Source organism: Amycolatopsis sp. SID8362 (genome assembly GCF_010550475.1).
GTDB lineage: Bacteria > Actinomycetota > Actinomycetes > Mycobacteriales > Pseudonocardiaceae > Amycolatopsis > Amycolatopsis eburnea.
In genome coordinates this window covers 1-21777 of record NZ_JAAGNB010000624.1, presented here as the reverse complement: position 1 = coordinate 21777, position 21777 = coordinate 1, and the positions used below count along the sequence as shown (strand labels likewise).

At 69.1% G+C, this 21777-nt stretch carries 23 protein-coding genes and 1 pseudogene; 11 read left to right on the top strand and 13 right to left on the bottom strand.

Annotation, left to right across the window (positions count from 1 at the left end):
- Positions 1 to 18: 18 nt before the first annotated feature.
- Positions 19 to 1965 (top strand): ABC transporter ATP-binding protein, encoded by a 1947-nt coding sequence (locus tag G3I65_RS19100; RefSeq protein ID WP_160697352.1) that lies wholly within the window; start codon positions 19 to 21, stop codon positions 1963 to 1965.
- Here G3I65_RS19100 and G3I65_RS19095 read toward each other — a convergent pair.
- On the bottom strand, positions 1922 to 3250 hold the full coding sequence (locus tag G3I65_RS19095; protein WP_160697309.1) for a pentapeptide repeat-containing protein: 1329 nt from the start codon (positions 3248 to 3250) through the stop codon (positions 1922 to 1924). The genes G3I65_RS19100 and G3I65_RS19095 overlap by 44 nt on opposite strands.
- A 69-nt stretch (positions 3251 to 3319) precedes the next feature.
- Between G3I65_RS19095 and G3I65_RS19090 the strand changes: the two genes are divergently transcribed.
- Positions 3320 to 3787, top strand: coding sequence for an FxsA family protein (locus tag G3I65_RS19090; RefSeq protein ID WP_160697308.1), 468 nt, complete (start codon positions 3320 to 3322; stop codon positions 3785 to 3787).
- Here the strand turns inward: G3I65_RS19090 and G3I65_RS58600 are convergent.
- The 4 genes from G3I65_RS58600 to G3I65_RS19070 all read right to left on the bottom strand — a co-directional run bounded on the left by G3I65_RS58600 (position 3784) and on the right by G3I65_RS19070 (position 6658).
- Entirely contained in the window at positions 3784 to 4722 is a 939-nt protein-coding gene (locus G3I65_RS58600) for a YDG/SRA domain-containing protein (protein WP_160697307.1), read from the bottom strand. The two genes, G3I65_RS19090 and G3I65_RS58600, sit on opposite strands and share 4 nt — an antisense overlap.
- A gap of 113 nt (positions 4723 to 4835) precedes the next feature.
- On the bottom strand, positions 4836 to 5315 hold the full coding sequence (locus G3I65_RS19080; protein WP_160697306.1) for a SitI3 family protein: 480 nt from the start codon (positions 5313 to 5315) through the stop codon (positions 4836 to 4838).
- Positions 5316 to 5374: 59 nt separating this feature from the next.
- Positions 5375 to 5926, bottom strand: a complete 552-nt coding sequence (locus G3I65_RS19075; RefSeq protein WP_160697305.1) for an SCP2 sterol-binding domain-containing protein — start codon at positions 5924 to 5926, stop codon at positions 5375 to 5377.
- A gap of 69 nt (positions 5927 to 5995) precedes the next feature.
- On the bottom strand, positions 5996 to 6658 hold the full coding sequence (locus tag G3I65_RS19070; RefSeq protein ID WP_166640281.1) for an SCP2 sterol-binding domain-containing protein: 663 nt from the start codon (positions 6656 to 6658) through the stop codon (positions 5996 to 5998).
- A gap of 127 nt (positions 6659 to 6785) precedes the next feature.
- On the opposite strand from G3I65_RS19070, the gene G3I65_RS19065 reads away from it, so the two are divergent.
- Positions 6786 to 7442 carry a TetR/AcrR family transcriptional regulator gene (locus tag G3I65_RS19065; protein ID WP_086670992.1) on the top strand — a complete coding sequence of 219 codons (657 nt, stop codon included), beginning with the start codon at positions 6786 to 6788 and terminating at the stop codon, positions 7440 to 7442.
- Here G3I65_RS19065 and G3I65_RS19060 read toward each other — a convergent pair.
- On the bottom strand, positions 7434 to 8267 hold the full coding sequence (locus tag G3I65_RS19060; RefSeq protein ID WP_160697303.1) for a MaoC/PaaZ C-terminal domain-containing protein: 834 nt from the start codon (positions 8265 to 8267) through the stop codon (positions 7434 to 7436). The two genes, G3I65_RS19065 and G3I65_RS19060, sit on opposite strands and share 9 nt — an antisense overlap.
- A 1-nt stretch (position 8268) precedes the next feature.
- Positions 8269 to 9603 carry a 3-oxoacyl-ACP reductase gene (locus tag G3I65_RS19055; protein WP_160697302.1) on the bottom strand — a complete coding sequence of 445 codons (1335 nt, stop codon included), beginning with the start codon at positions 9601 to 9603 and terminating at the stop codon, positions 8269 to 8271.
- A 92-nt stretch (positions 9604 to 9695) separates the two neighbouring features.
- Here G3I65_RS19055 and G3I65_RS19050 point away from each other — a divergent pair, with 92 nt between their 5' ends.
- Positions 9696 to 11000: an acetyl-CoA C-acetyltransferase gene (locus G3I65_RS19050; RefSeq protein ID WP_160697301.1), complete on the top strand. Its 1305-nt coding sequence runs from the start codon at positions 9696 to 9698 to the stop codon at positions 10998 to 11000.
- Between the two features lie 59 nt (positions 11001 to 11059).
- Here the strand turns inward: G3I65_RS19050 and G3I65_RS19045 are convergent, their stop codons facing one another.
- Positions 11060 to 11605: a DoxX family membrane protein gene (locus G3I65_RS19045; protein ID WP_160697300.1), complete on the bottom strand. Its 546-nt coding sequence runs from the start codon at positions 11603 to 11605 to the stop codon at positions 11060 to 11062.
- A gap of 170 nt (positions 11606 to 11775) precedes the next feature.
- Between G3I65_RS19045 and G3I65_RS19040 the strand changes: the two genes are divergently transcribed.
- The 4 genes from G3I65_RS19040 to G3I65_RS19025 all read left to right on the top strand — a co-directional run bounded on the left by G3I65_RS19040 (position 11776) and on the right by G3I65_RS19025 (position 15363).
- The gene (locus G3I65_RS19040) at positions 11776 to 12510 is read left to right on the top strand and encodes a MerR family transcriptional regulator (RefSeq protein ID WP_160697299.1); all 735 of its coding nucleotides are present in this window, start codon (positions 11776 to 11778) and stop codon (positions 12508 to 12510) included.
- Positions 12511 to 12666: 156 nt separating this feature from the next.
- Entirely contained in the window at positions 12667 to 13857 is a 1191-nt protein-coding gene (locus G3I65_RS19035) for an ATP-binding protein (protein ID WP_125309131.1), read from the top strand.
- Positions 13858 to 14094: 237 nt separating this feature from the next.
- The gene (locus G3I65_RS19030; protein WP_163046719.1) at positions 14095 to 14244 is read left to right on the top strand and encodes a hypothetical protein; all 150 of its coding nucleotides are present in this window, start codon (positions 14095 to 14097) and stop codon (positions 14242 to 14244) included.
- Positions 14245 to 14436: 192 nt separating this feature from the next.
- On the top strand, positions 14437 to 15363 hold the full coding sequence (locus tag G3I65_RS19025) for a helix-turn-helix domain-containing GNAT family N-acetyltransferase (RefSeq protein WP_160697298.1): 927 nt from the start codon (positions 14437 to 14439) through the stop codon (positions 15361 to 15363).
- On the opposite strand, the gene G3I65_RS19020 is transcribed toward G3I65_RS19025, so the two are convergent.
- Positions 15360 to 15935 (bottom strand): peroxidase-related enzyme, encoded by a 576-nt coding sequence (locus G3I65_RS19020; RefSeq protein ID WP_160697297.1) that lies wholly within the window; start codon positions 15933 to 15935, stop codon positions 15360 to 15362. The genes G3I65_RS19025 and G3I65_RS19020 overlap by 4 nt on opposite strands.
- Before the next feature lie 32 nt (positions 15936 to 15967).
- Between G3I65_RS19020 and G3I65_RS19015 the strand changes: the two genes are divergently transcribed.
- Positions 15968 to 16561 (top strand): hypothetical protein, encoded by a 594-nt coding sequence (locus G3I65_RS19015; protein WP_160697296.1) that lies wholly within the window; start codon positions 15968 to 15970, stop codon positions 16559 to 16561.
- Here G3I65_RS19015 and mctP read toward each other — a convergent pair.
- Positions 16558 to 18201 carry a monocarboxylate uptake permease MctP gene (gene mctP / locus G3I65_RS19010; RefSeq protein ID WP_160697295.1) on the bottom strand — a complete coding sequence of 548 codons (1644 nt, stop codon included), beginning with the start codon at positions 18199 to 18201 and terminating at the stop codon, positions 16558 to 16560. The two genes, G3I65_RS19015 and mctP, sit on opposite strands and share 4 nt — an antisense overlap.
- Complete coding sequence (locus G3I65_RS19005; protein WP_125309141.1) at positions 18198 to 18470, bottom strand: DUF3311 domain-containing protein; 273 nt, start codon at positions 18468 to 18470, stop codon at positions 18198 to 18200. The genes mctP and G3I65_RS19005 overlap by 4 nt, the downstream gene beginning before the upstream one ends.
- Positions 18471 to 18658: 188 nt before the next feature.
- Between G3I65_RS19005 and G3I65_RS19000 the strand changes: the two genes are divergently transcribed.
- The gene (locus tag G3I65_RS19000) at positions 18659 to 20278 is read left to right on the top strand and encodes an alpha/beta hydrolase (RefSeq protein WP_160697294.1); all 1620 of its coding nucleotides are present in this window, start codon (positions 18659 to 18661) and stop codon (positions 20276 to 20278) included.
- 116 nt (positions 20279 to 20394) lie between these two features.
- A complete protein-coding gene (locus tag G3I65_RS18995) occupies positions 20395 to 20667 on the top strand; it encodes a helix-turn-helix domain-containing protein (protein ID WP_125309145.1) in 273 nt (90 codons plus the stop codon).
- Here the strand turns inward: G3I65_RS18995 and G3I65_RS18990 are convergent.
- Together G3I65_RS18990 and G3I65_RS18985 are read right to left on the bottom strand one after the other, a co-directional pair.
- On the bottom strand, positions 20664 to 21242 hold the full coding sequence (locus G3I65_RS18990; RefSeq protein WP_160697293.1) for an EndoU domain-containing protein: 579 nt from the start codon (positions 21240 to 21242) through the stop codon (positions 20664 to 20666). The two genes, G3I65_RS18995 and G3I65_RS18990, sit on opposite strands and share 4 nt — an antisense overlap.
- A 31-nt stretch (positions 21243 to 21273) precedes the next feature.
- Positions 21274 to 21777 (bottom strand): annotated as a pseudogene (locus G3I65_RS18985) (hypothetical protein); the annotation flags it as partial.

The following is a 21777-nucleotide window of genomic DNA, read 5'->3' as shown; positions in this document are numbered from 1 at the left end:
CCGGGCGGTGGGGGCGGGATGGAGTTCATGATGGGCCGCCGCGGCCGTCGCCGGCACGCGACGACCGTGCCGGAGAGCGGGCTCACGGGCCCGGTCGACATCCCGGAACCGAAACCGGACGACCAGCCGAAAGACCTGCGCTCGCGGCTGAAGCGCGCGAAGACGTCCGTAGCGGGCACGGTCCGCGGCCTGCCGAAGGTCGCGAAGCTGACGTGGCAGGCGAGCCCGCCCCTGACGATCGTGCTAGCGCTGATCACGCTGTTGTCGGGCCTCCTGCCGACGGTGACGGCGTACGTCGCGAAGCTGCTGCTCGACTCCGTCGTCGCGGCGATCCAGGGCAAGGGCACTACGGGCGACATCGTCAACGTCGCGCTGTTCCAGTTCGCGGTGCTCGCCGGCACGGCGATCAGCAGCGCGTTGACGTCGATCGCGCAGGCCCTGCTGCAGGAGCGCATGACGCTGACCATCCGCCACCGCGTGATGGCGCACGCGAGCGAGCTGCACCTGGCGTACTTCGAGGGTTCGACGTCCTACGACATGCTGCGCCAGGCAGCGCAGGAAGCCCCGACGCGGCCGCTGTCGATGATGAACTCCGCGCTGGGACTGGTCCGGACGCTGATCACGTTCGGCAGCATGATCGCGCTGCTCGTCTCGATCAGCCCGCTGCTGGCGCTGGTCGCGCTGCTGGCGCCGATCCCGGCGTTCATCTCGCAGTCCAAGTACGGCTCGCGCGCGTTCTGGCTGACGTTCCTGATGTCGCCGATCAAGCGGCGGATGGATTACCTGTCTTCGCTGGTCACGACGGACACGTACGCCAAGGAGACGAAGCTGTTCGGACTCGGCCCGTACTTCGTCGACCGCTTCCGCCGGCTCGGCGTCGTCTCGTACGAGCGGCAGCGCAAGCTGACGATCAACCGCAACATCAGCTCGACGTCCTGGGGCCTGTTGAGCACGCTCGCGGGCTCGGCGATCGCGCTGTACATCGCCCTGGAGGCGGTCGGCGGCCGGCTGACGCTGGGCGACCTCGCCCTGTACACGGCGGCGGCGACGTCCGTGCAGGCGTCGGTGTCCGGGCTGTTCACGGCGTTTTCGGGGATGTACGAGAACAATCTCTACCTGGACACGCTCTACCGCTTCCTGGACACGAAACCGGAGATCACGGCGCCCGCGTCACCGCGCCCGTTCCCGTCCGTCGTGGCCGGTCACATCGAGTTCGAGTCGGTGACGTTCGCCTACCCGGGCTCGGAGGAGCCGGCACTGGAGGACGTCAGCTTCGAGATCCGCCCGGGCGAGACGGTGGCGGTGGTGGGCCGCAACGGCGCGGGCAAGTCGACGCTGTTCAAGCTCCTGTGCCGGTTGTACGACCCGACCGCCGGCCGGATCCTGCTGGACGGCGTCGACATCCGCGAGTACGACCCGGTCGAGCTGCGGACGCGGATCAGCGCGATGTTCCAGGACTACGTGACGTACCAGGGAACCGCGGCGGAGAACATCGGCCTGGGGGATCTTTCGCGCTTGGAGGATCGCCCGCACATCGAGGACTCGGCCCGCCGAGCGGGCGCGGACGAACGCATCGAGCGACTGCCGTCCGGCTACGACAGCCCGTTGGGCCGCTGGTTCGACCAGGGTGTCTCGCTGTCCGGCGGCGAGTGGCAGAAGATCGCGCTGGCCCGGGCGTTCCAGCGCGAGGCGCCGCTGCTGATCCTCGATGAGCCGACGTCGGCTTTGGACGCGCAGGCCGAGCACGATCTGTTCTCGCGGCTGCGTCAGCTGTCCGAGGGGCGGACGACGTTGTACATCTCGCACCGGTTCTCGACGGTTCGGCAGGCGGAGCGGATCCTGCTGCTGGACCGCGGCAAGGTGGCGGAGTACGGAACGCACGAGGAGCTGATGGCGGCGAAGGCCGGCTACGCCGATCTGTTCACGCTTCAGGCGCGGGCGTACTTGGACGAGGTGCCGAGCTAGTCCGGACGAACTCCGCGGGGATCTCGGTACCCCCGCGGAGTTCGACGTCCCGCAGGTTCAGCCAGGGCTTGGCATCGTCGTCCGCGTTGAGTTCGACGGCCACGGCGTCGAGCGAGCAGTCCCGGAGCCAGATCATCCGCTCGCGCTCGCTCCACAGCTCCAGCCGCAGGCGACCGCGGGTGAACCGCACGTCTTCGAAGACCAGCCGCGGGAACCCACCCGAGTCGTCTTGCCAGCCGGCGTCGAGGTCCTTGAAATCCACTTCCGTGTCCGACAGTTCCATCTGCTCGAAGCGCACCTCGCCGGCTTCGATGCTGAGCTGCGTGAAGTCGAGGCGTTTGCACGCGACCCGGCACCGGTAGAAGTCGGTCGCGCCCCCTCGGACGGTCGAGCCGGCCCAGCTGAGCTCCTGTCCGGTGAATTCGGCGCCGACGAACTCGATGCCGCCGTCGAAGAGCACGCTGCCGAAGCTGGTGCGCTCGGCGGCGAAGCGGGTGCCGTGGCAGCTGAGGCCGCCGCTGAAGCGCGCGCGGTCGAACGAGGTCAGCTGCCCGGTGAACTCCGCCCGGTCGAGGATCAGCCGCCCGCGGAACCGGAGCCCGGAGAAGTCGGCGTTCTCGAACACGACCTCGGTGAAGTCGAAGTCGACCGGGTGCCGCCACCAGAGGAGGCCGGTCAGCCGGTCGCGGAACATCCGGAGGATCGCCTCGCGCACCACGGACTCGCCGGGCGTCATGGTTCCGGGCTGCAGGCGCAGGTAGCCGCAGAGGACGTCGATGCAGACCTGGCGCTTGTCCACCCAGTCGTCGGCGAGCCCGGCGAGGGCGTAGACACCGGTCAACCGGACCGCGGGACTCTCGTGCGCCAGCTGCTCGGCGGCGGCACCCAGCCGTTCGTTGAACCCCTGAACGGTCTCCCGCTCGGCCTTCTCGACGGCGAGGGCGTGCTCGTTCTCGGTGACCCGCTGCTTCCGGTAGTTGACGGCGAGCAGCACGACCCCGCCCAACCCGGCGACCACGGACAGGGCGATCTTCAGCAGATCGAGCAACTGGGTGACGTCGAACGCACCCGTGGTGGGCAACCGCGGCCAGCCGAGGAACCAGAGAAGCCCGCCGCCAGCCGCACCCGCGACGACGACGGCGATCGCCAGCCAGACGAGCACGGACGCCGCAATACCGGCTCTCACCTGCGGAAACGCGGGAAGGCTCAGCCGTCGACGCGCGGTCAGCGCCACACCGCCGAGCACCGCGAGCGCGATCAGGAGCCAGCGGAACCAGTCGGGCACGAAGGGTGAGACTAGCCGCTGGGTTTCGGCCGCGGGAGCAAAACGGACAGGTCGTTCGTTGTTCCGGGTATGGCTGTCGCGTTCCTGCTCTACGTCTTCGCCGAGATCGCCGCGATCTGGGCGGTGGGCTCGGCCGTCGGCGTGCTCGGCACCCTGGGCCTCCTGCTGGCCGGCGCCTTCATCGGCTCCTGGCTCGCGCGCCGTGAAGGAGCGAAGGCGATGCGAGCGTTCGTGGAGTCCGCGCGGATGGGGCGCCCGTCGGAGAAGGAGCTGACCGACGGGATGCTCGTCGGGCTCGGCGGGGTGCTGATCCTGGTGCCGGGGTTCGTGAGTGACGTGCTCGGGCTGCTGTTGATCCTGCCCCCTTCGCGCGCGGTGGCGCGGCGGTTGTGGTTGAGGCGGGCCGAGAAGCGCGCGGTGCGGTTCGCTAATCAGCGGCGGGGACCGGTGATGGTGGTGGACAGCGAGGTCGTGCCTTCGGATGAGCCGCGGCGCAATCAGCCGACGGTGATCGAGGGTCGGATCGTGGAGAACTAGTTCACCTGGTCGGCATACCTTTGGCGATGGTATTCGAGGTGCTCGTCCCGGATCGGGTGTCCCGGCTTCGTGCGCAGCTTGCCGACCAGCTGACCGTTCCGAAAGACTGAGTAGTCCTTCTCCACGATCAACGCACCGTAGTCGAACAAGACGTGGCAATTGGGGCACAGGCACAGCATGTTGTCTGGCTCGTCCGGACCGTCCTGCCCACCGGCGAGCGCCCGGATGTGAGCTCCCTCCGCATACCCTCGACCACTCACCTCGAGCCGACTGCCGCACGCTTGGCAAGTATGGTCGTGCAGTGCCTTCACCTTGTTGGCCACTTCGACCGAACGAACAACGCGTTCACCTTCGAACGCACGTTTACCGGGATTCTTGTTCCCGGCAGGCAACTCGCTGTGCCATTCCTTCGACTCCAGGAGAGCGCCCGGAGAAGTTGCGATGACGTCGACTCGTGGAGCCTTGGACAGCCTGAACCGACAGAGGCGGAAACCGTCCACCTCCTCGTAGTAGCAGTCATCAACGAAGTACAAGCCGTCATAGCGGTAGCCGCTAGCCGGCGGGTTGTGGATGTGAGCGTTGCGCTCCTTGGTCTTGCCGCGGCCGCGGACCACTCGGACCGGCGTCAACTTGATCATGCTGGTCTTGAGCGCCGCATTGCCAGGTGCCAGGAAGGTCTGGTCCTCCACTTGTTTCTTACCCTGCTGACCACCGTGTCCGGTGTAAACGATGGTGTCGCCGCCGTCGACGTCGGCGTAACCGCCGGACAAGACGATCGACTCGGCGCCGCGAGCAGCCGTTCCGGTGATGCCGGCCTGTCCTGCCCGGTGGACACCGGCAGCTGCCAGCGCACTGCGGTCCGCGAAAACGTCCCCCACGGTCACTCCGGGGATCTCCCCCAACGGCCACTTCTCAGCTTCACCAGGGCTGCTCATGGAACCACCCTAAAGGCGGACACCGACAGTTTGGTGTCGCCCAGCAGCGACAGCTAGTCCACCGTCGGCTTGGCGATGTCGAAGTAGCTCGAGAAGAACGGGACAGCTAGCCGTTACTCCGCAGCGAAGGCCTTGGTTTCCCGCCGATAAGCCTGGTGCACCGAACCAAGGCGATGCGTGGGCCAGATGTCGTCGCGTTCGTTCAGATTCAGCTCACCCTTGCGCCGCATCAGCCAGATGACGTCCATGCCGGAAAACACCGCATCACCGGTGACCCGCTCCAGCAGACCGGCAACCACTCGGACCATGGCGTCCTGCTGCTCAGGGATCTTGTCGTGTTTGTAGAGACTGAATCCCACTGCCACCGTGGGGGTGATTCCGAAGTCGGTGACGATCGGCGCCCAGGCCGCCGGCCGGCGCTCGTAGACGCGAACCCAGGTGTGAAGTGGGATAACTGCCCCGTCACTGGACACCTGCTCGGGTGTGACCGACGCGTCGAACAGCTCCAACGAACGGCCGACGGTGATCAGTTCACGCGCGACTTGCTCCGGCGACGATGAAGTCGCCATTTCGAGATCGTAAGAGATAGCCATCCGAACTAGTCCTCGCGTGCTGAATCGCCTACAGCCCGGCTTATGAGGGTAGTCGAAAATTAGTCCACCGTCGGCTTGGGGATGTCGAAGTAGCTCGAGAAGCGCACCGCCGGTGCGTACTCGCCCTTCACCTTCACCCGGCCCGTCACGAACATCGCCGCCACCGCCGCGTTGCCTGTGGCCATGCGGATGAAGTCGTCCACTGACAGTGTGATCGTCGTGTCCGGGGTGCGGGACAGGTCCGTCGAAGAGACGCAGACCCCGTCCTCGATCACCGTCTGGAAGCGGTCGTAGCCGTCCTCGCCGGTGCCCTCGGAAAAGCGCCAGGAAACCACGAAATCGACGTGGCGCGCCTTTTCCGGAAGGAAATGCTCCGACATCCGGCGGAATATCTCGTCGAGAAACACCGGGCGCAACTCGGGGTGCTCGGCAATCGCCTTCAGCTGGTCGCGGGAGGCTCGGCGGACGACGTCGACCAGGACGTCCGTCGAGAGTGAACTCAGCTCGATCCCCGCTCCCGCGGAGCCCAGCATGTGCAGGGTTTCCAGGACCTGGACGAACTGTGGGGCCGTCAGGTTGCCGAGGATCAGCTTCTCCGCGAACGCGTTCACCACGTGGCTGCCGCGGATGGCACGGGGCCGGGAAAGGCGCCACTTCGCTTTTCGGGGCACGGGTGGGAATTATACTGGATGGGGCAGATCGAAAAAGCCGATGAGGCCCGCCGCGAAGGCCAAATCACCCTTGACCTTTATCCGGCCCGTGACGAACAACACCGCCGGGGTGGCCTGGTGGGTGATCAGCCGGAAGAAGTCGGCCGGGGCGATCGAGATCGTGACGCGGGGGGTCTCGCGCATCTCGCGGCTGACCGTGCACGAGCCGTGGGAAATCACCGTCTCGTAGCGGTCGTAGCCGCCTTCGCCGACGCCTCCCGAGAGGCGCCAGTGGACCACCGCGTGCAGGTCGCGGGCGCGCTCCGGTCTGATGTGGGAGCCCATGCGCGCGAAGATCTCCGCCAGCACGCGCTCTCGCAGGGGGCGCTCGGCCACCACGCTTTCGAGCTGGGCGCGGGACGCCGACGAGACCAACGACGCGAAGCGCGCCGGCTCGACCTTGCTCAGGTCGAACGCCGGGGCGCGCGAGGCCAGCGTGAGCAGCGCCTTCAGGAACCGGCGGAAGTCGTCCTTGCCGAGGTCGCGCGGGTTCAGCGCTTCGGCGAGGGCGTTGACGTCCAGGGCGTGCGCCTCGGGGCTCAGCGGGTCGAGGCGCTCCAGCGCGTCGAGCAACGGCGCCCCGCGGAGGGCCGCGACGCGATCGGCGCTGGTCATCCCGGCGTTGTCGGCCATGGTCACTCCCTCTCGTGTTACCCGAGCGTAAGGCTACCCGCCAGTAGGTAGGCGGGCAAGCGTGCCGAAATCACCCTCACGTGGGCACGACCGGTACCGTCTCCGGGCAGCAACGAGGAGGTCCAGCGTGTCAGAGGATGATCAGCGTCCGCCCGAACGGGCCAGGCGGCTGCCGCGTGCCGTGCGCGAGCGGCAGATCCTGGACGCGGCCGTCCAGGTCTTCTCGCGCCACGGCTACCACGCGGCGTCGATGGACGAGATCTCCGACGTCGCCGGTGTCTCGAAGCCGATGATCTACACCTACCTCGGCTCCAAGGAGGACCTCTTCGGCGCGTGCATCCGCCGCGAGGCGACGCGGCTGCTCGAGGCCATCCAGGCCGGCGTCCAGCCCGATCTGCCGCCGGACATGCAGCTTTGGCACGGCCTTCGGTCCTTCTACCGTTTCGTCGCCGAGTACCGCGAATCATGGACGGTCCTGCACCGCCAGGCCCTGACCGTCGGCGGGGCCTTCGCCGCCGAGATCACCGACATGCGGGCGCGGGCGATCCAGCTGGTCGCCGCGCTCGTCGTGTCCGCCGGCACCCGCAAGGGCGTCGGCGAGCAGGCCGAGTTCTCCGGTGAGGGCCTGTCCGCGGCGCTGGTCGGGGCGGCCGAGTCGCTGGCCGACTGGGCCCTCGACCACCCCGACATCTCCGACGGCGTCCTGGCGTCGTGGCTGATGAACCTCGTCTGGCTCGGCTTCAACGACCTCATCGAGGGCGAGGTCTGGAAGCCCTCAGAGTGAGGTGATCGTGCCGTCCAGGTGCGGCTTCGACTTGCTCCACAGCTCGAACGCCCAGCCCTCCGGGGTGGCCCACGACGTGAAGCCCGCCTTGGCCGGCAGCAGCACCGGCTGCTTGAAGCGGACGTCGACCGTGAACGCCGCCGGCAGCCTGCCCTCGAACGCCGCGAGTGCGTGGGCCTTGGTCCACATCCCGTGGGCGATCGCCTTCGGGAAGCCGAACAGGCGGGCCGTCAGCGGGTGCAGGTGGATCGGGTTGCGGTCGCCCGAGACCTCCGCGTAGCGGCGGCCGATGTCGCCCGGGACGCGCCAGATCGCGTCCGGGGTCGGGGGCGCCAGCTGCTCCCGCCGCGTCGGAGTACCGGACGAAGACCCGCGGCGCAGGTACGTGCTGACGTCGCTCCAGACCAGGTCGTCCTCGACCCAGGCCTCGCTGACGACGTCGAACTGGCGGCCCTTCTCGTGCGGGCGCAGGTTCTCCGCGCGGACGCGGATCGTCAGCGGCTCGTCCAGGCGCAATGGCCGCCGCTGGGTGATCCGGTTCGCCACGTGCACCATGCCGAGCAGCGGGAACGGGAAGCCCGGCTCGGTCATCAGCGCCATCTGGAGCGGGAACGCCAGCATGTGCGGGTACGTCGCCGGCAGCTCGTCGCTCAACCGGAAGCCGCAGACCGTGTTGTACGCGGCCAGGTGCGCCGGGTCGACCACGACGCCCGTGCGGACCAGCTCGGTGTCGGGCAGCGATGAGCCCGCCTTGCGAAAGCCGAGCAGCGCCTTCGGGTAGAGCGTGGCCAGGCTCGGGGTGCGGTCGAGTTCGCGGATCGCCACGTCAGGCCCCCAGCAGCGCCTGGCCGCAGACGCGGACCACGTTGCCGTTCACCGCGGCCGACGCGGGGTTCGCGTACCAGGCGATCGTCTCGGCGACGTCGACCGGCAGCCCGCCCTGGCCGAGGCTGGACAGGCGGCGGCCGGCCTCGCGGATGAACAGCGGCACCGCGGCCGTCATCTTGGTCTCGATGAAGCCGGGCGCGACGGCGTTGATCGTGCCGCCGTACGCCGCGAGCTGCGGCGCGCCGACGTTCACCATGCCGATCACGCCCGCCTTCGACGTCGCGTAGTTCGTCTGGCCGACGTTGCCGGCGATGCCCGCGATCGACGAGACGCCGATGATGCGGCCGTTCTCGTTCAGGATCTTGTCGGCGAGCAGCTTGTCGTTCACCGCGAGCTGCGAAGCGAGGTTCACCGCGATGACCGAGTCCCACGCGCTCTCGCTCATGTTGCCCAGCGTCTTGTCGCGGGTAATACCCGCGTTGTGGACAACGACGTCGACGCCGCCGTGGCGCTCCTTCAGGTACTCCGCGAGCTTCGCGGGCGCGCTCGGCGACGTGATGTCGAGCTGCAGCGCCGACCCGCCGATCTTGTTGGCCACCTTCGAGAGGTCGCCGCCCTGCGCGGGGATGTCGAGCGCGACGACGTGCGCGCCGTCGCGGGCCAGCACCTCGGCGATCGCCGCGCCGATGCCGCGGGACGCGCCCGTGACCAGCGCGACCTTGCCGTCCAGCGGCTTGTCCCAGTTCGCGGGCGCGGTGGCCGTCTTGCCCTCGGCGCCGATCCGGATGACCTGCGCGTCGACGAACGCGGACTTGGCCGAGAGCAGGAATCGCAACGTCGACTCCGTCGCCTCTTCGGCGCCTTCCGCGACGTACACGAGCTGGGCGGTCGCGCCGCGCTTCAGCTCCTTGCCGACCGAGCGCACGAAGCCTTCGAGCGCGCGCTGGGCGATCCGCTCGCGGCCTTCGACCTGCTCCGGCGGCGTGCCCAGGATGACGACGCGGCCGGACGGGCCGACGCTGCGGATCACCGGGTGGAAGAAGTCGTAGACCTCGCGCAGGCGGGCGGGCTCGGTGACGCCGGTGGCGTCGAAGACGAGCGCCGCGTGCCGGTCGGCGGCCGACGTGATGACCTCGATGCCGGCGTCGGCGAGCTGGTCGCGCACGTTCTTCTCGAGCCGCCCGCCGGGCGCCGCGCCGAGAAGTGCGGGACCCTCGAGGGCGGGTTGCCCGGGCTTGTACCGGCGCAGCGTGGCGGGGTTGGGCAGGCCGAGCTTCGGCACCACGAACTTCCCCAACGGGGTTTTCGTGAACTGCTGGTACCTGTCAGCCATCGGTTGCCTCCCGTGCAGTCTGCGTCACGTCGCAGTCTAACCTACTCCCCAGTAGGTTACAGTGTGAGAGACACGACCAGAGAGGTGAGTTCATGCCGCCGAAGCCGAAGCAACCAAAGCAGGCGCCTGCCGTGCGCAAGGTCGCGATCATCGGGGGCAACCGGATCCCCTTCGCGAGGTCGAACGGCCCGTACGCGAAGGCGTCGAACCAGGACATGCTCACCGCCGCCATCGACGGTCTGGTCAGCCGCTTCTCCCTGCAGGGCGAGGTGATCGGCGAGGTCGCCGCCGGCGCGGTGCTCAAGCACTCGAAGGACTTCAACCTGGCCCGCGAGAGCGTGCTCGGCAGCAAGCTTTCGCCCGCGACGCCCGCTGCCGACGTCCAGATGGCGTGCGGCACCGGGCTGCAGGCGATCGTCAACGTCGCCAACAAGATCGCGCTCGGCCAGATCGACTCGGCCATCGCGGGCGGCGTCGACACCACGAGCGACGCGCCGCTGGCCGTCAACGAGGACCTCCGGCAGATCCTCATCCAGCTCAACAGCGCGAAGACGCTCGGCGACCGGCTCAAGCTCGTCGCGAAGATCCGGCCCGGGCACATCGTCCCGGCCATCCCGCGCAACTCCGAACCGCGCACCGGCCTCTCGATGGGCGAGCACGCGGCCCTGACCGCGAAGATCTGGGAGATCACCCGCGAGGCGCAGGACGAACTGGCCGCGGCCAGCCACCAGCACCTCGCCGCGGCCTACGACCGCGGGTTCTTCGACGACCTCGTGACGCCGTTCCTCAAGCTCGCGCGCGACCAGAACGTGCGCCCGGACTCGACTGCGGAGAAGCTGGCCAAGCTCAAGCCGGCGTTCGGCGGCCCGGACGGCACGATGACGGCGGGCAACTCGACGCCGCTGACCGACGGCGCGTCGACCGTTCTGCTCGCCACCGAGGAGTGGGCGAAGGCGCACAAGCTGCCGGTGCAGGCGTACCTGACGTTCTCGCAGACCGCGGCCGTCGACTACGTCCACGGCGAAGAGGGCCTGCTGATGGCGCCCGCGTACGCCGTGCCGCGGATGCTCGCGAAGGCCGGGCTGACGCTGCAGGACTTCGACTTCTACGAGATCCACGAGGCGTTCGCGTCGCAGGTGCTGGCCACGCTCAAGGCGTGGGAGGACCCGGCGTTCGCCAAGGAGAAGCTGGAGCTGGACGCGCCGCTGGGCGCGATCGACCGGGCGAAGCTGAACGTCAACGGCTCGTCGCTGGCGGCCGGGCACCCGTTCGCCGCGACCGGCGGCCGGATCGTCGCGACGCTGGCGAAGCTGCTGCACGAGAAGGGGGCGGGCCGCGGCCTGATCTCGATCTGCGCGGCCGGCGGCCAGGGCGTCACCGCGATCCTGGAGAAGTAGCTTTCGTAGGGAAAGTGCCGCCTCCGACCGTCCGGGGCGGCACTTTCCCTATGAAAGTGTCAGTTGGGGAGAGCCTTCTGGGCGCGCTTCGCGAGCTTGTTGGCGCGCTTCTCGGCCTTGCGACTCAGCTTGCCGGCCGCGGCGCCGACGTCCTTCGCGGCGTGACGCGCGCGCCAGGCCGCCGACGGCTTGCCGTGCGTGTCGCCGACCGCGAGCAGGAGGCCGCCGGCCAGGCCCGCGTTCTTGAAGAACTGGATCTGCTGCTGCTGGCGCTCGCCCGGGTCCTTGATGGCCCAGAAGCTGTGCGCCGCCAGCGTCGTCGGCACGAGGCTGCCGAGGAGCAGCCCGGCCGCGAGCCGCGGCGCCTTGCCGGCCGCGAGCGCGAGACCGGCGCCGATCTTCACGGCGGCGTCGATGCGGACGAGCGTCACCGGGTCGCGCGGGACCTGCTCCGGGAGGACGTCGCCGAGCTTGTCCAAGGCGTTGTTGAGGAACGGTTCCGCCGCCTTGGCGTGGCCCTCGGCCTGCCTCAGCGCATTGATCCCGCCCGTCACGAAGATCGTGGCGAGCAGGGGACGAGCCACTCGACGGAGTATCACGGTCATTGCCTTCCTCGTACGGGCCGCTGCCTGGTCGAACCTACCGCCTGGGTGCCCGCTCGGCCCGTGCTCGAATCCTCATCGGGCTTTCTGGCGAAGTATCGTACTGATGCTAGAAAGCGCTAGAGAATCCGATGGTTGACCTTGACGCTGCGTCAACTTCTATCGTCGACGCCATGGAGTGGTCGATCCAGGACATCGCCCGCTCGGCGGGGACCACGAGCCGGACTCTGCGCCACTACGGCGCGGTCGGCCTGCTCGAGCCCAGCCGGATCGGCGGCAACGGCTACCGCTACTACGACGAGCGCGCGCTCGTCCGGCTGCAGCGGATCCTGTTGCTGCGCGAGCTCGGCCTCGGGCTGCCGGCCATCGCCGAGGTGCTCGACGGGCAGCGCGACAGCGCGGCCGCGCTCGAGACGCACCTGGACCTGCTCGAACAGGAGCAGCGGCGGATCGGGCGGCAGATCGAGTCCGTCCGCACGACGCTCCGGAAACTGAAGGGAGGTGAACGACTGATGGCAGAAGAGGTTTTCGACGGCTTCGACCACACGAAGTACGAGGAAGAGGTCACGTCGCGCTGGGGCGCCGACGCCTACCGGCGTGGTGACCAGTGGTGGAGCTCGTTGTCCGCGGCGGAGAAGCAGGCCCACCAGCAGGAGCAGCGGGACATCTGGGCCGCGTTCGGCGCGGCCGGGACAGCCGGGCTGACCCCGGACGCGGACGAGGTCCAGGCGATCACGGGCCGGCTGCACGCGTGGCTGCGACCGGCGGTTTCGTCGGTGTCCGCGGGGTACTTCGCGGGCCTGGGGCAGCTGTACGTGGACGACCCGCGGTACGGGCTGGAAGGCGCGACGGCGGAGTTGGTGCGGGACGCGATGAAGATCTACGCGGAACGGAACCTCAGTGACTAGCGCTACGTCGTAGTGCGCGCTGGGGGTAGGGACGAGCAGGGGCTGCAGACCCTGTTCGTCTCTATGTACGGCCATCCGGTCGAACATCGGCGACACGCGCTAGCCGTCTATGGCGGAATATCGGGTCCGCGCTAGATACGCCGATAGCTTGGCAGAGTGGACCCCATCCGCAACCCCTTCGCACCGGGCGCCGGGCAGCGGCCGCCTGAGCTGGCCGGGCGTGAGCGTGAGCTCAAGGCGTTCGAAGTGGTGCTGGAGCGCGTCGCGCGGGGGAGACCCGAACGCAGTCTGGTGCTCACCGGGTTGCGGGGCGTCGGCAAGACCGTGCTGCTCGGGGAGCTGCGCGCGATGGCCGTGCGGCACAAGTGGGGGGCCGGGAAGATCGAGGCGCGGCCGGACGCCGAGCTGCGGCGGCCGTTGTCCGCCGCGTTGCACCGGGCCATCCGGGACCTCGCCGTGCGGCACCGGGCGCCGGATCGGGTCGAAGAGGTACTCGGGGTGCTCAAGGCGTTCGCCCTGCGGGCCAACAAGGCCGACGCGAAGCTGCGTGACCGGTGGCAGCCGGGCATCGACGTGCCCGCCGCGCAGGGGCGGGCCGACTCCGGGGACATCGAGATCGACCTCGTCGAGCTCTTCACCGACGTCGCCGAGCTGGCCGCGGACGTCGGCACCGGGGTCGCGCTGCTCATCGACGAGATCCAGGACCTGCAGCCCGACGACGTCTCGGCGTTGTGCGCGGCCTGCCACGAGCTTTCGCAGTCCGGGGCGCCGCTCGTGGTCGTCGGCGCCGGCCTGCCGCACGTGCCCGCGGTGCTGTCCGCGTCCAAGTCCTACTCCGAACGCCTCTTCCGGTACGCCCGCATCGACCGGCTCAGCCGCGAGGACGCGGACTACGCCGTGATGGCGCCGATCGAGCGCGAGGACGCCGGGATCGAGCCGGAGGCGCTCGACGCGCTCTTCGACGCGTCCGGCGGCTACCCCTACTTCATCCAGGCGTACGGCAAGGCGGCCTGGGACGCGGCGCCGTCCGACCCGATCACGGTCAAGGACGTCCAGGTCGCGGCGCCCGAGGCGGAGTCGGAGCTGGCGGTCGGCTTCTTCGGCTCGCGCTACGAACGCGCGACGCCCGCCGAGCGCGAGTACCTGCAGGCGATGGCCGAGCTGACGCAGGGGCGCGACGAGCCGGCCGGCACCGCCGACGTCGCCGTTTTCCTCGGGCGGAAGCCGTCGTCGCTGTCGCCCGCGCGCGACAGCCTGATGAAGAAAGGCCTGGTCTACTCCGCCGAGCGGGGCCAGATCGCCTTCACCGTGCCGCACTTCGGCCACTACCTGCTCGGCCGCGACTGACCCGCTATCCGCGTTTCTGGAGCTTTCTAGCGCAGTAGCTAGAGAGCTTTAGAGACATGTATCGGGTTGCTTCGCCGTGACCACGGCCACCCTTGATCTCTCCGGCCCATACCCATCTTTGCCGATGATTCATCGGCAAGTGCGCCACATCACCGGATATCCGTTGGATTCCTTGTGAAAAAAGGCGCATACTAGAGGCACAACCACCGAGACCCTCCGAAGGGGATGCAGAAACCGATGAACAACATCGCCGCCAAGCTCCGTGCCCGTCGCGCCGAGACTCGCACTCGCCGGGCGCTGAACCGGGCGATCGACACCGCCGCGACCGCGACGGTCCGTCAGGAACTCATCGCGATCGCGCAGGCTCGCTCGGGCTACATGCGCTGATCTCTCACCCCGTGGCGGTCGCCCATTCGAGTGACCTATGCCACATAGTGCTCAACGTGTAACGACGCGCTAAGTGCCGTCGATACCCACTACGACCCCGTGATGCTGGCGGACCCCCGACCTGGCAGCATCGCGGGGTTTCCCATTTTCCGATAACCTTTGACTTCGTCAACGAACTTGTTGAGGTGGTCAATGAACGACGCCCAGGTCGCCGACCGCGTGGCCGCGGTCCGTGCCTTCAACCGGCTCTACACCGGGGTCATCGGCGTGCTCGACGAAGGCCCGGCCGACGCCGAGTACTCGCTGCCGGAAGCCCGGGTGCTCTTCGAGCTCGCCCACCAGGATCCGATGCCGGTCACCGACCTGCGGAAACGGCTCGAACTCGACGCCGGCTACGCGAGCAGGCTGCTCGCCCGCCTCGAGTCGCGCGGGCTGATCGCGCGCGAACGCTCGGCAGAGGACGCCCGCCGCCAGCTCGTGCGCCCGACGGCGGCCGGCCGTGCCGCGTTCGACGTCCTCAACCGCCGGTCCACCGAGCAGATCGGCGGCCTGCTCCGCCGGTTCGCCGACGAAGACCAAGAGCGCCTGCTGGCCGCGATGCGCACGATCGGCGACCTGGTCGGCACCCGCCGCCGGGACCCGGTGCTGGTCCTGCGTCCACCACGACCGGGTGACCTCGGCTGGGTGGTGGAACGTCACGGCGCGTTGTACGGCCGGGAGTACGGCTTCGACGACCGCTTCGAGGGACTCGTCGCGCGCATCGTCGCGGACTTCGTCGAGAACCGCGACGACCCGGGGCAGGCGTTCTGGATCGCCGAACTGGACGGCGAGCGCGTCGGCGGCATCGCGTGCACGCGCGCAGCCGATGACACGGCGAAGCTGCGGCTGCTGCTGCTCGAGCCGTCGGCCCGCGGCCACGGCGTCGGCAAGCGGCTGGTCACCGAGTGCGTCGAGTTCGCGCGGGCGCACGGCTACCGGGCGATGGAGCTGTCCACGGTCTCGATCCTGACGGCGGCGCGCTCGATCTACCGCGCGGCGGGGTTCCAGCTGGTCGCCGAAGCGGACTTCGACGACTGGGGCCCGAAGCTGACCGACGAGACCTGGCGCCTGGAGTTCTAGCGGGGGACGCGGCCCAGCAGGAAGAACTCGGGGTTCGGGCGCAACGCCGTCAGGTGGGCGAGGCGGTTCGACATCGCGAACAACGCCGTGATCGCGCCGACGTCCCAGATTTCGTCGTCGGTCAGGCCCGCGTTGCGCGCGGCTTCGAGGTCGCCGTCGCCGAACAGCGCGGAGTCCTGGGCGAGCGCCAAGGCCAGGTCGACGATCGCGCGGCCGCGTTCGTCCAGCTCCACCTGCCACGGGTTGCTCGACACGCGGTCGGCCAGCTCGGGGTCCTTCGCGCGGATGCGCAGGATGGCGCCGTGCGCGACGACGCAGTACGTGCAGTGGTTGGCGCCGGAGGTGGCGACGACGACCAGCTCGCGCTCGGCCTTGGTGAGGCCGCCGGAGCGTTCCATCAGGGCGTCGTGGTAGTCGAGGAACGCGCGCAGCTCGGCGGGGCGGTGGCCGAGCGCGCGGAAGATGTTGGGCACGAAGCCCGACTTCTCCGCGATGACGCCGACGCGCTCGCGCAGGTCGTCGGGCAGGTCTTCGAGGTCCACCACCGGGAACCGGCTCACCGAATCGCTCATGGGCTTCACGCTAGCCGTGGTTGGCTGGTCCCGTGACGGACTACGTCGACGGGTACTGCGAACGCGTCGCGCCCGGGCTCTGGGGAGAACCGCTCAACAGTCTCAGCAACCTGGCGTTCCTCGTCGCCGCCGTGCTCGTGTGGCGGCTGGCCAGGGGCGGCCGGACCGGGCGGCTGCTCGCCGCGTTGATCGGGCTGGTTTTCGTCGCCGGCAGCGTCTTCCACCTGCTCGCGACGCGCTGGGCGGCCGTCGCGGACTCGGGCGCCATTCTCGCCTTCGTGCTGGTGTACGCCGTCGTGTTCGCGCGCGAGTACTGGAGCCGGCGGTGGGGGTGGGTTGCCGCGCCTGGGTTTCTCGCGCTCACTGCGGTCACCACGGTGCTGGGCGGCGGGCTCTACCTCGCCCCGCTGATCGGGCTGTTCGCGTTCGCCGCGTTGCTGGCCCTGAAACGCGACGCCGCCTGGACGCACTTCGCCGTCGCGGGGGCGGTTTTCGCGCTCTCGCTGAGCTTGCGCGCGCTCGACCGGGACGTCTGCGACTACGTCCCGGCCGGCACGCACTTCCTCTGGCACCTGCTCAACGGGCTGGTGCTCTACCTCGTTTCGCGGGCGGCCATCCGTACTTAGTGGACACCGATCGGCCGCAGGTCCTTGTCGTGCTCGTCGGCCTGGTAGTCCTCGGGGTTGGTGTCGTCGGTGCCGTTGAACACCTTCAGCTGCCGCGCGATCACCGTGACGATCGCCGCGACCACCAGGTTGGCGATCAGGGCCACGAAGCCGACGTAGATCTGGACCTGGGAGCCCGCGAACGGGTGCCAGCCGAAGATCGACATGTTGCCCAGCGGCAGCGCCGACCCGCCGAAGTGGAGCTTGCCGTTGGCCGGGTTGGGGATGCCGTACAGCATGATCAGGCCCCAGCCGATGCCGACGACCCAGCCCGCGATCAGGCCCCAGCGGTGGAACCAGCGCGTGTACAGCGCGAGCGCCACGGCGGGGAGCGTCTGCAGGATCAGCACGCCGCCGATGAGCTGGAGGTCGATCGAGAACTGCGGGTCGATCAGGATGATCACGGCCACCGCGCCGAGCTTGACGACCAGCGAAGCCAGCTTGGCTTGCTTCGCCTCCTCGGCCGGGGTCGCGTTCTTCCGGATGTACTCCTTGTAGATGTTGCGCGTCCACAGGTTGGCCGCGGCGATCGACATGATCGCGGCGGGCACCAGCGCGCCGATGCCGATCGCGGCGAACGCGATGCCGGCGAACCACGAGGAGAAGGTGCTGTCGAACAGCACCGGGACGATCGTGTTGCCGTCGGCCTTGCCGGTGGCTGCGTTCGTCAGCGGCTTGACGCCCGCCGTGATCGCGACGTACCCGAGCAGCGCCAGCAGGCCGAGCACCAGCGAGTACGCCGGCAGCGCGACCATGTTCCGCTTGATCACGCTGCGGCCGCGCGAGGCCAGCACGCTGGTCAGCGAGTGCGGGTACAGGAACAGCGCGAGGGCCGAGCCCAGCGCCAGGGTGGCGTACTGGAGCTGGTTGTTGGCGTTCAGCAGGACGCCGTCGGCCTTCGACGGCGTCTTGTCGAACTTGGCCACCGCGGTGTCGAAGATGTGCGACCAGCCGCCCAGCTTCGAGGGCAGGTAGATGATCGCCACCAGGATCACGATGTAGATCAGGATGTCCTTGACGAACGCGATCAGCGCGGGCGCCCGCAGGCCGGACTGGTAGGTGTAGAAGGCCAGGATGACGAAGGCGACCAGCAGCGGCAGGTGGCCGACGATGCCGGAGCCGTTGATGCCCATCGTCCGCAGCACGGCTTCGAGGCCGACCAGCTGCAGCGCGATGTACGGCATGGTCGCGACGATGCCGGTGATCGCCACCAGCAGCGCGAGGATCGGCGAGCCGAAGCGGCCGCGCACGAAGTCGGCCGGGGTCACGTAACCGCGGACCCGCGAGACCGACCACATCCGCAGCGCCGGGAGCAGCACGATCGGGTAGACGACGATCGTGTACGGCAGCGCGTACAGGCCGAGCGCGCCGGCGCTGAAGACCAGCGCGGGCACCGCGACGAAGGTGTACGCCGTGTAGAGGTCACCGCCGAGCAGGAACCACGTGATCCACGAGCCGAACTTGCGGCCGCCGAGGCCCCATTCGTCGAGGTGGTCCAGCGCGCCGCCGCGCTGCCAGCGCGACGCCATGAAGCCCAGCACCGTGACCAGTGCGAAGAGGACGGTGAAGATGATCAGCTCGGGCCACTGCAGGTTGCTCATCGAGCGTCCCCCTCGTCCAGGTCGTCGACGCTCAGCCGGTCGGGCGCGTCCGTGGTGGGCTTGTCCCGCGTCATCAGGTAGACGATCCAGGTGGACAGCACCCCGACCGCGACCATGAGGAACTGGAACCAGTAGAAGAACGGCATCCCGAACAGCCGCGGACCGTCCACGTTGAACAGTGGCGTGACCAGGACGAGCAGCGGGACGATCAGAAGGAGGTTCCACGGGTTGAACCCGCGCCCCTTCCCGTCGTGCTTCACAGTCGACATCGACCTCACCTAACACTCCCGTAACCGACCGCCTGACCTTAGAACCTGGGTGACAGCGAGTCACGTCTGTCCGATATCGATTTGATCGCCGCGGTCCCCGATGCCGACCAACGTCGGTTGCCCCGCCCCGGCCCGCCCTATATCAATAGCCGGACTCCGCACGTGAAAAGCCAAAAAGGGGCAACCGTATGACACGACTCCGCTACGCGGTGGTGATCCCGGCGATCGCCGGCACCCTGCTGGCCGGGTTCACGCCGGCCTTCGCGGGCCAGGAGGCCGCGGCCGGCACGCAGCCGCTGAACTCCACGAACATCCCGCCGCAGTACGCGAACCAGAAGCTCGACTGGCACAAGTGCGCCGTTCCTTCCGAGCTGCCGACGGCCCCGCCCGCCGGCGCCGAGGACATGGAGTGCGCGACCTACAAGACGCCGCGCAACTGGTACCAGGCCAACGCCCAGATCGACCTGACCATCGCCGTCAGCCGCCTGAAGGCGACCAAGGACGCGACCGCCAGCGTCGTCACCAACCCCGGCGGCCCGGGCGCGCCCGGCCGGAACTTCCCGGCCCGCCTGCGCAACCAGCCCAAGCTGCGCGAGCACCAGGAGATCGTCGGGTTCGACCCGCGCGGCACCGGCAAGAGCACGAACATCACGTGCGGCGGCGCCATCGGCACCGGCTCGGACCTCGACCCGCGTGACCGCGACCGGCAGAACCTGAACCTGATCGTCGCGGCGACGAAGTACGCCGCCCTGTCCTGCCAGCAGAAGTCCGGCGAGCTGGGCCCGCTGATCAACACCGACCAGACGGTCAAGGACATCGACCTGCTGCGCGTGCTGCTCGGCCGCGACAAGATCAACTGGGTCGGCTACTCGGCGGGCACCTGGATGGGCGCGCACTACGCGCAGGCCTACCCGACGCGCACCGGCCGGTTCGTCCTCGACTCCTCGACGGAGTTCACCACGACCTGGCAGAAGTCGTTCGACTGGCAGCCGCTCGGCTTCGAGCGCCGCTGGCGGCAGGACTTCCTCCCGTGGATGGCGAAGTACGACAAGCTCTACCACTTCGGCACCACCGGTGAAGCGGCCCGCCAGACCTACGAGCAGGTCCGCTACGCCCTGACCCAGGGCGCGGTCACCCTGCCCGACGGCTCGTCCGTCTCGGCCAACGGCCTGGACTCCTTCATCGCGTCGAGCATCTACTCGAAGCGCGCCTTCCCGGGTCTGGCCGACTACCTGGTCAGCGTCCGCACGCTGACCCAGGGCACCGCGTCCGCGCAGGCCAAGACGTCGGCCGCGCAGAAGGTCAAGGCCGCCGACAAGAGCACCGACACCTCCGGCGCCCAGCCGCTGATGGTCCCGACCGACGGCGACGCCTACGACGCCAGCTTCTGGACCATCCCGTGCAACGAGGGCGCGTGGACCGGCACGGTCAACAGCGCCATCAAGGACTCGCAGAAGCTGATCGACAAGCAGCTGCCGCTCCTGGGCGCCGGCTGGTTCATCCAGCCCTGCCTGTTCTGGAAGAAGCAGCCGGCGCCGCTCCCGGTGCTGGACGGCAAGGGTGTCCCGCCGGTGCTGATCGTCGAGTCGGAGCACGACCCGGCGACGCCGATCGAGGGCGCGCGGCGCGCGCACAAGGCGTTCGCGGGTTCGCGGATGCTGACGATCACCGGCGAGGGTGACCACGGCATCTACGCCGGCGGCAACGCGGGTGTGGACAAGGTCGTGGAGGCCTACCTGGTCGACGGCGTCGTGCCGAACGACCAGAGCCTGCCCGGTATGCCACTTCCGGTGCCCGCGGGCGCCTGACACCACAAGGTGTAGTGGAGGCCCCGCCGAACGGACGTTCGGCGGGGCTTTTCCACACCTGTGCACAGAGTTGTCCACAGGCAGTGGACAACTCGAGTGGTATTAGTATTGGGCCCATGGTTCGAGTACCGCTGACAGACGACGAGCGCGAGCGAGGCGAGCGCCTCGGCCAGGCGCTGCGGACGGCGCGGGCCGGCCGGAGCATGGTCGACGTCGCCGCCGAAGCCGGGATCTCGGTCGAGACGCTCCGGAAGATCGAAACCGGGCGGATCCCGACGCCGGCGTTCTTCACGGTCACGGCCATCGCCGACGCCGTGGGCCTGCCGCTGGACGAGCTGCGCGCGGCGGTCGAACCCGCCGCGGCGCCGTCGCTCAGCCAGGCGAGTTAGACCGGGCGCAGCTGGTTCACGATGTGGTCGCGGTCGTTGAGGAACGCGCAGGCCGCCACCGGCAGGTCGTAGCTGTTGAGCAGCTTCTCGAAGTCGGAGAACTCGTCCGCCGAGAAGGCGAAGCCCAGCTTGACCGCGTGCGCGGCCAGCACGTCCCCCAGCTCCTCCCATTCGCCGGACCACAGCAGCGTCCGGTAGTGCGTGTAGTCCTCGGCGGAGAGCCGGTCGGCGAGGCCGGTCAGGACGCTGTCGGCGAAGAAGCTGATGCGGTTGCCCTTGAGGTCGGCGACCGTCGGGTTCGCCGGGTCGCGGGCGGTGTCCGGGTTGCGGACGACGCCGGGACCCGCCACCGGGTAGGCGGTGTGCACGTGCCCGTTCTCCTCGACCAGGACGATCAGGTGCACGTTGTACCGCTCGCCGGCGCAGCGCCAGCGGCCGTTCGGCTGGCGCCGCCGGGCCTCGCTGGGGTCGTTCGCGACGTCCTTGACGACCGAGATGATCTGCTCGTCGGTCCAGCCGGCCGGGAACTCGCTCGTCGCCCGCCGCCCGACGCCCGGTGCGTGTCCGCCGCCCACTGGCTGCTCCCTTCGTCGGAGCGAGCGTAGGTCAAACGGCGGCAGCGAGCACCACGATCCCGATCGCCTGGAGGTCGAGACCGCGGAACAGCTGGCGCACGAGGTTGGCCGGCATCGGGCCCATCGGGGTGTCGACGAACGCCGGATTGCCGTAGTCGACGGCGGTCCGGGTGACCGTGCGCAGGATCGAGAGCACCGACAGCGGCACCGCCAGCCAGGCGCCGAGGCCGAACGACGTCCCACCCGCGAGGGTGACCACGGCGAGCAGCGCCGCCCAGCAGATCCCGATGCCCGCGAGCGCCAGCCCGTGGGTCAGCACCAGCTCGCGGTTCGAGGTGCCGAGCCACCGGCGACGGCCGGGGTTGCGCCAGAGCTCGCCGAGCCCGCCGGCGAACGGCGTGAGCGCGACGTACGCGCCGATGCCGACGAGGACCGCGCCCGGCACGGTCGGCAGTGCGATGTGGGCGACGACGACCGCGAAGCCGACCAGTGCCGCCGCGCCCGCGTACCGGGAGCGGCCGAGCGTGCCCGCGAA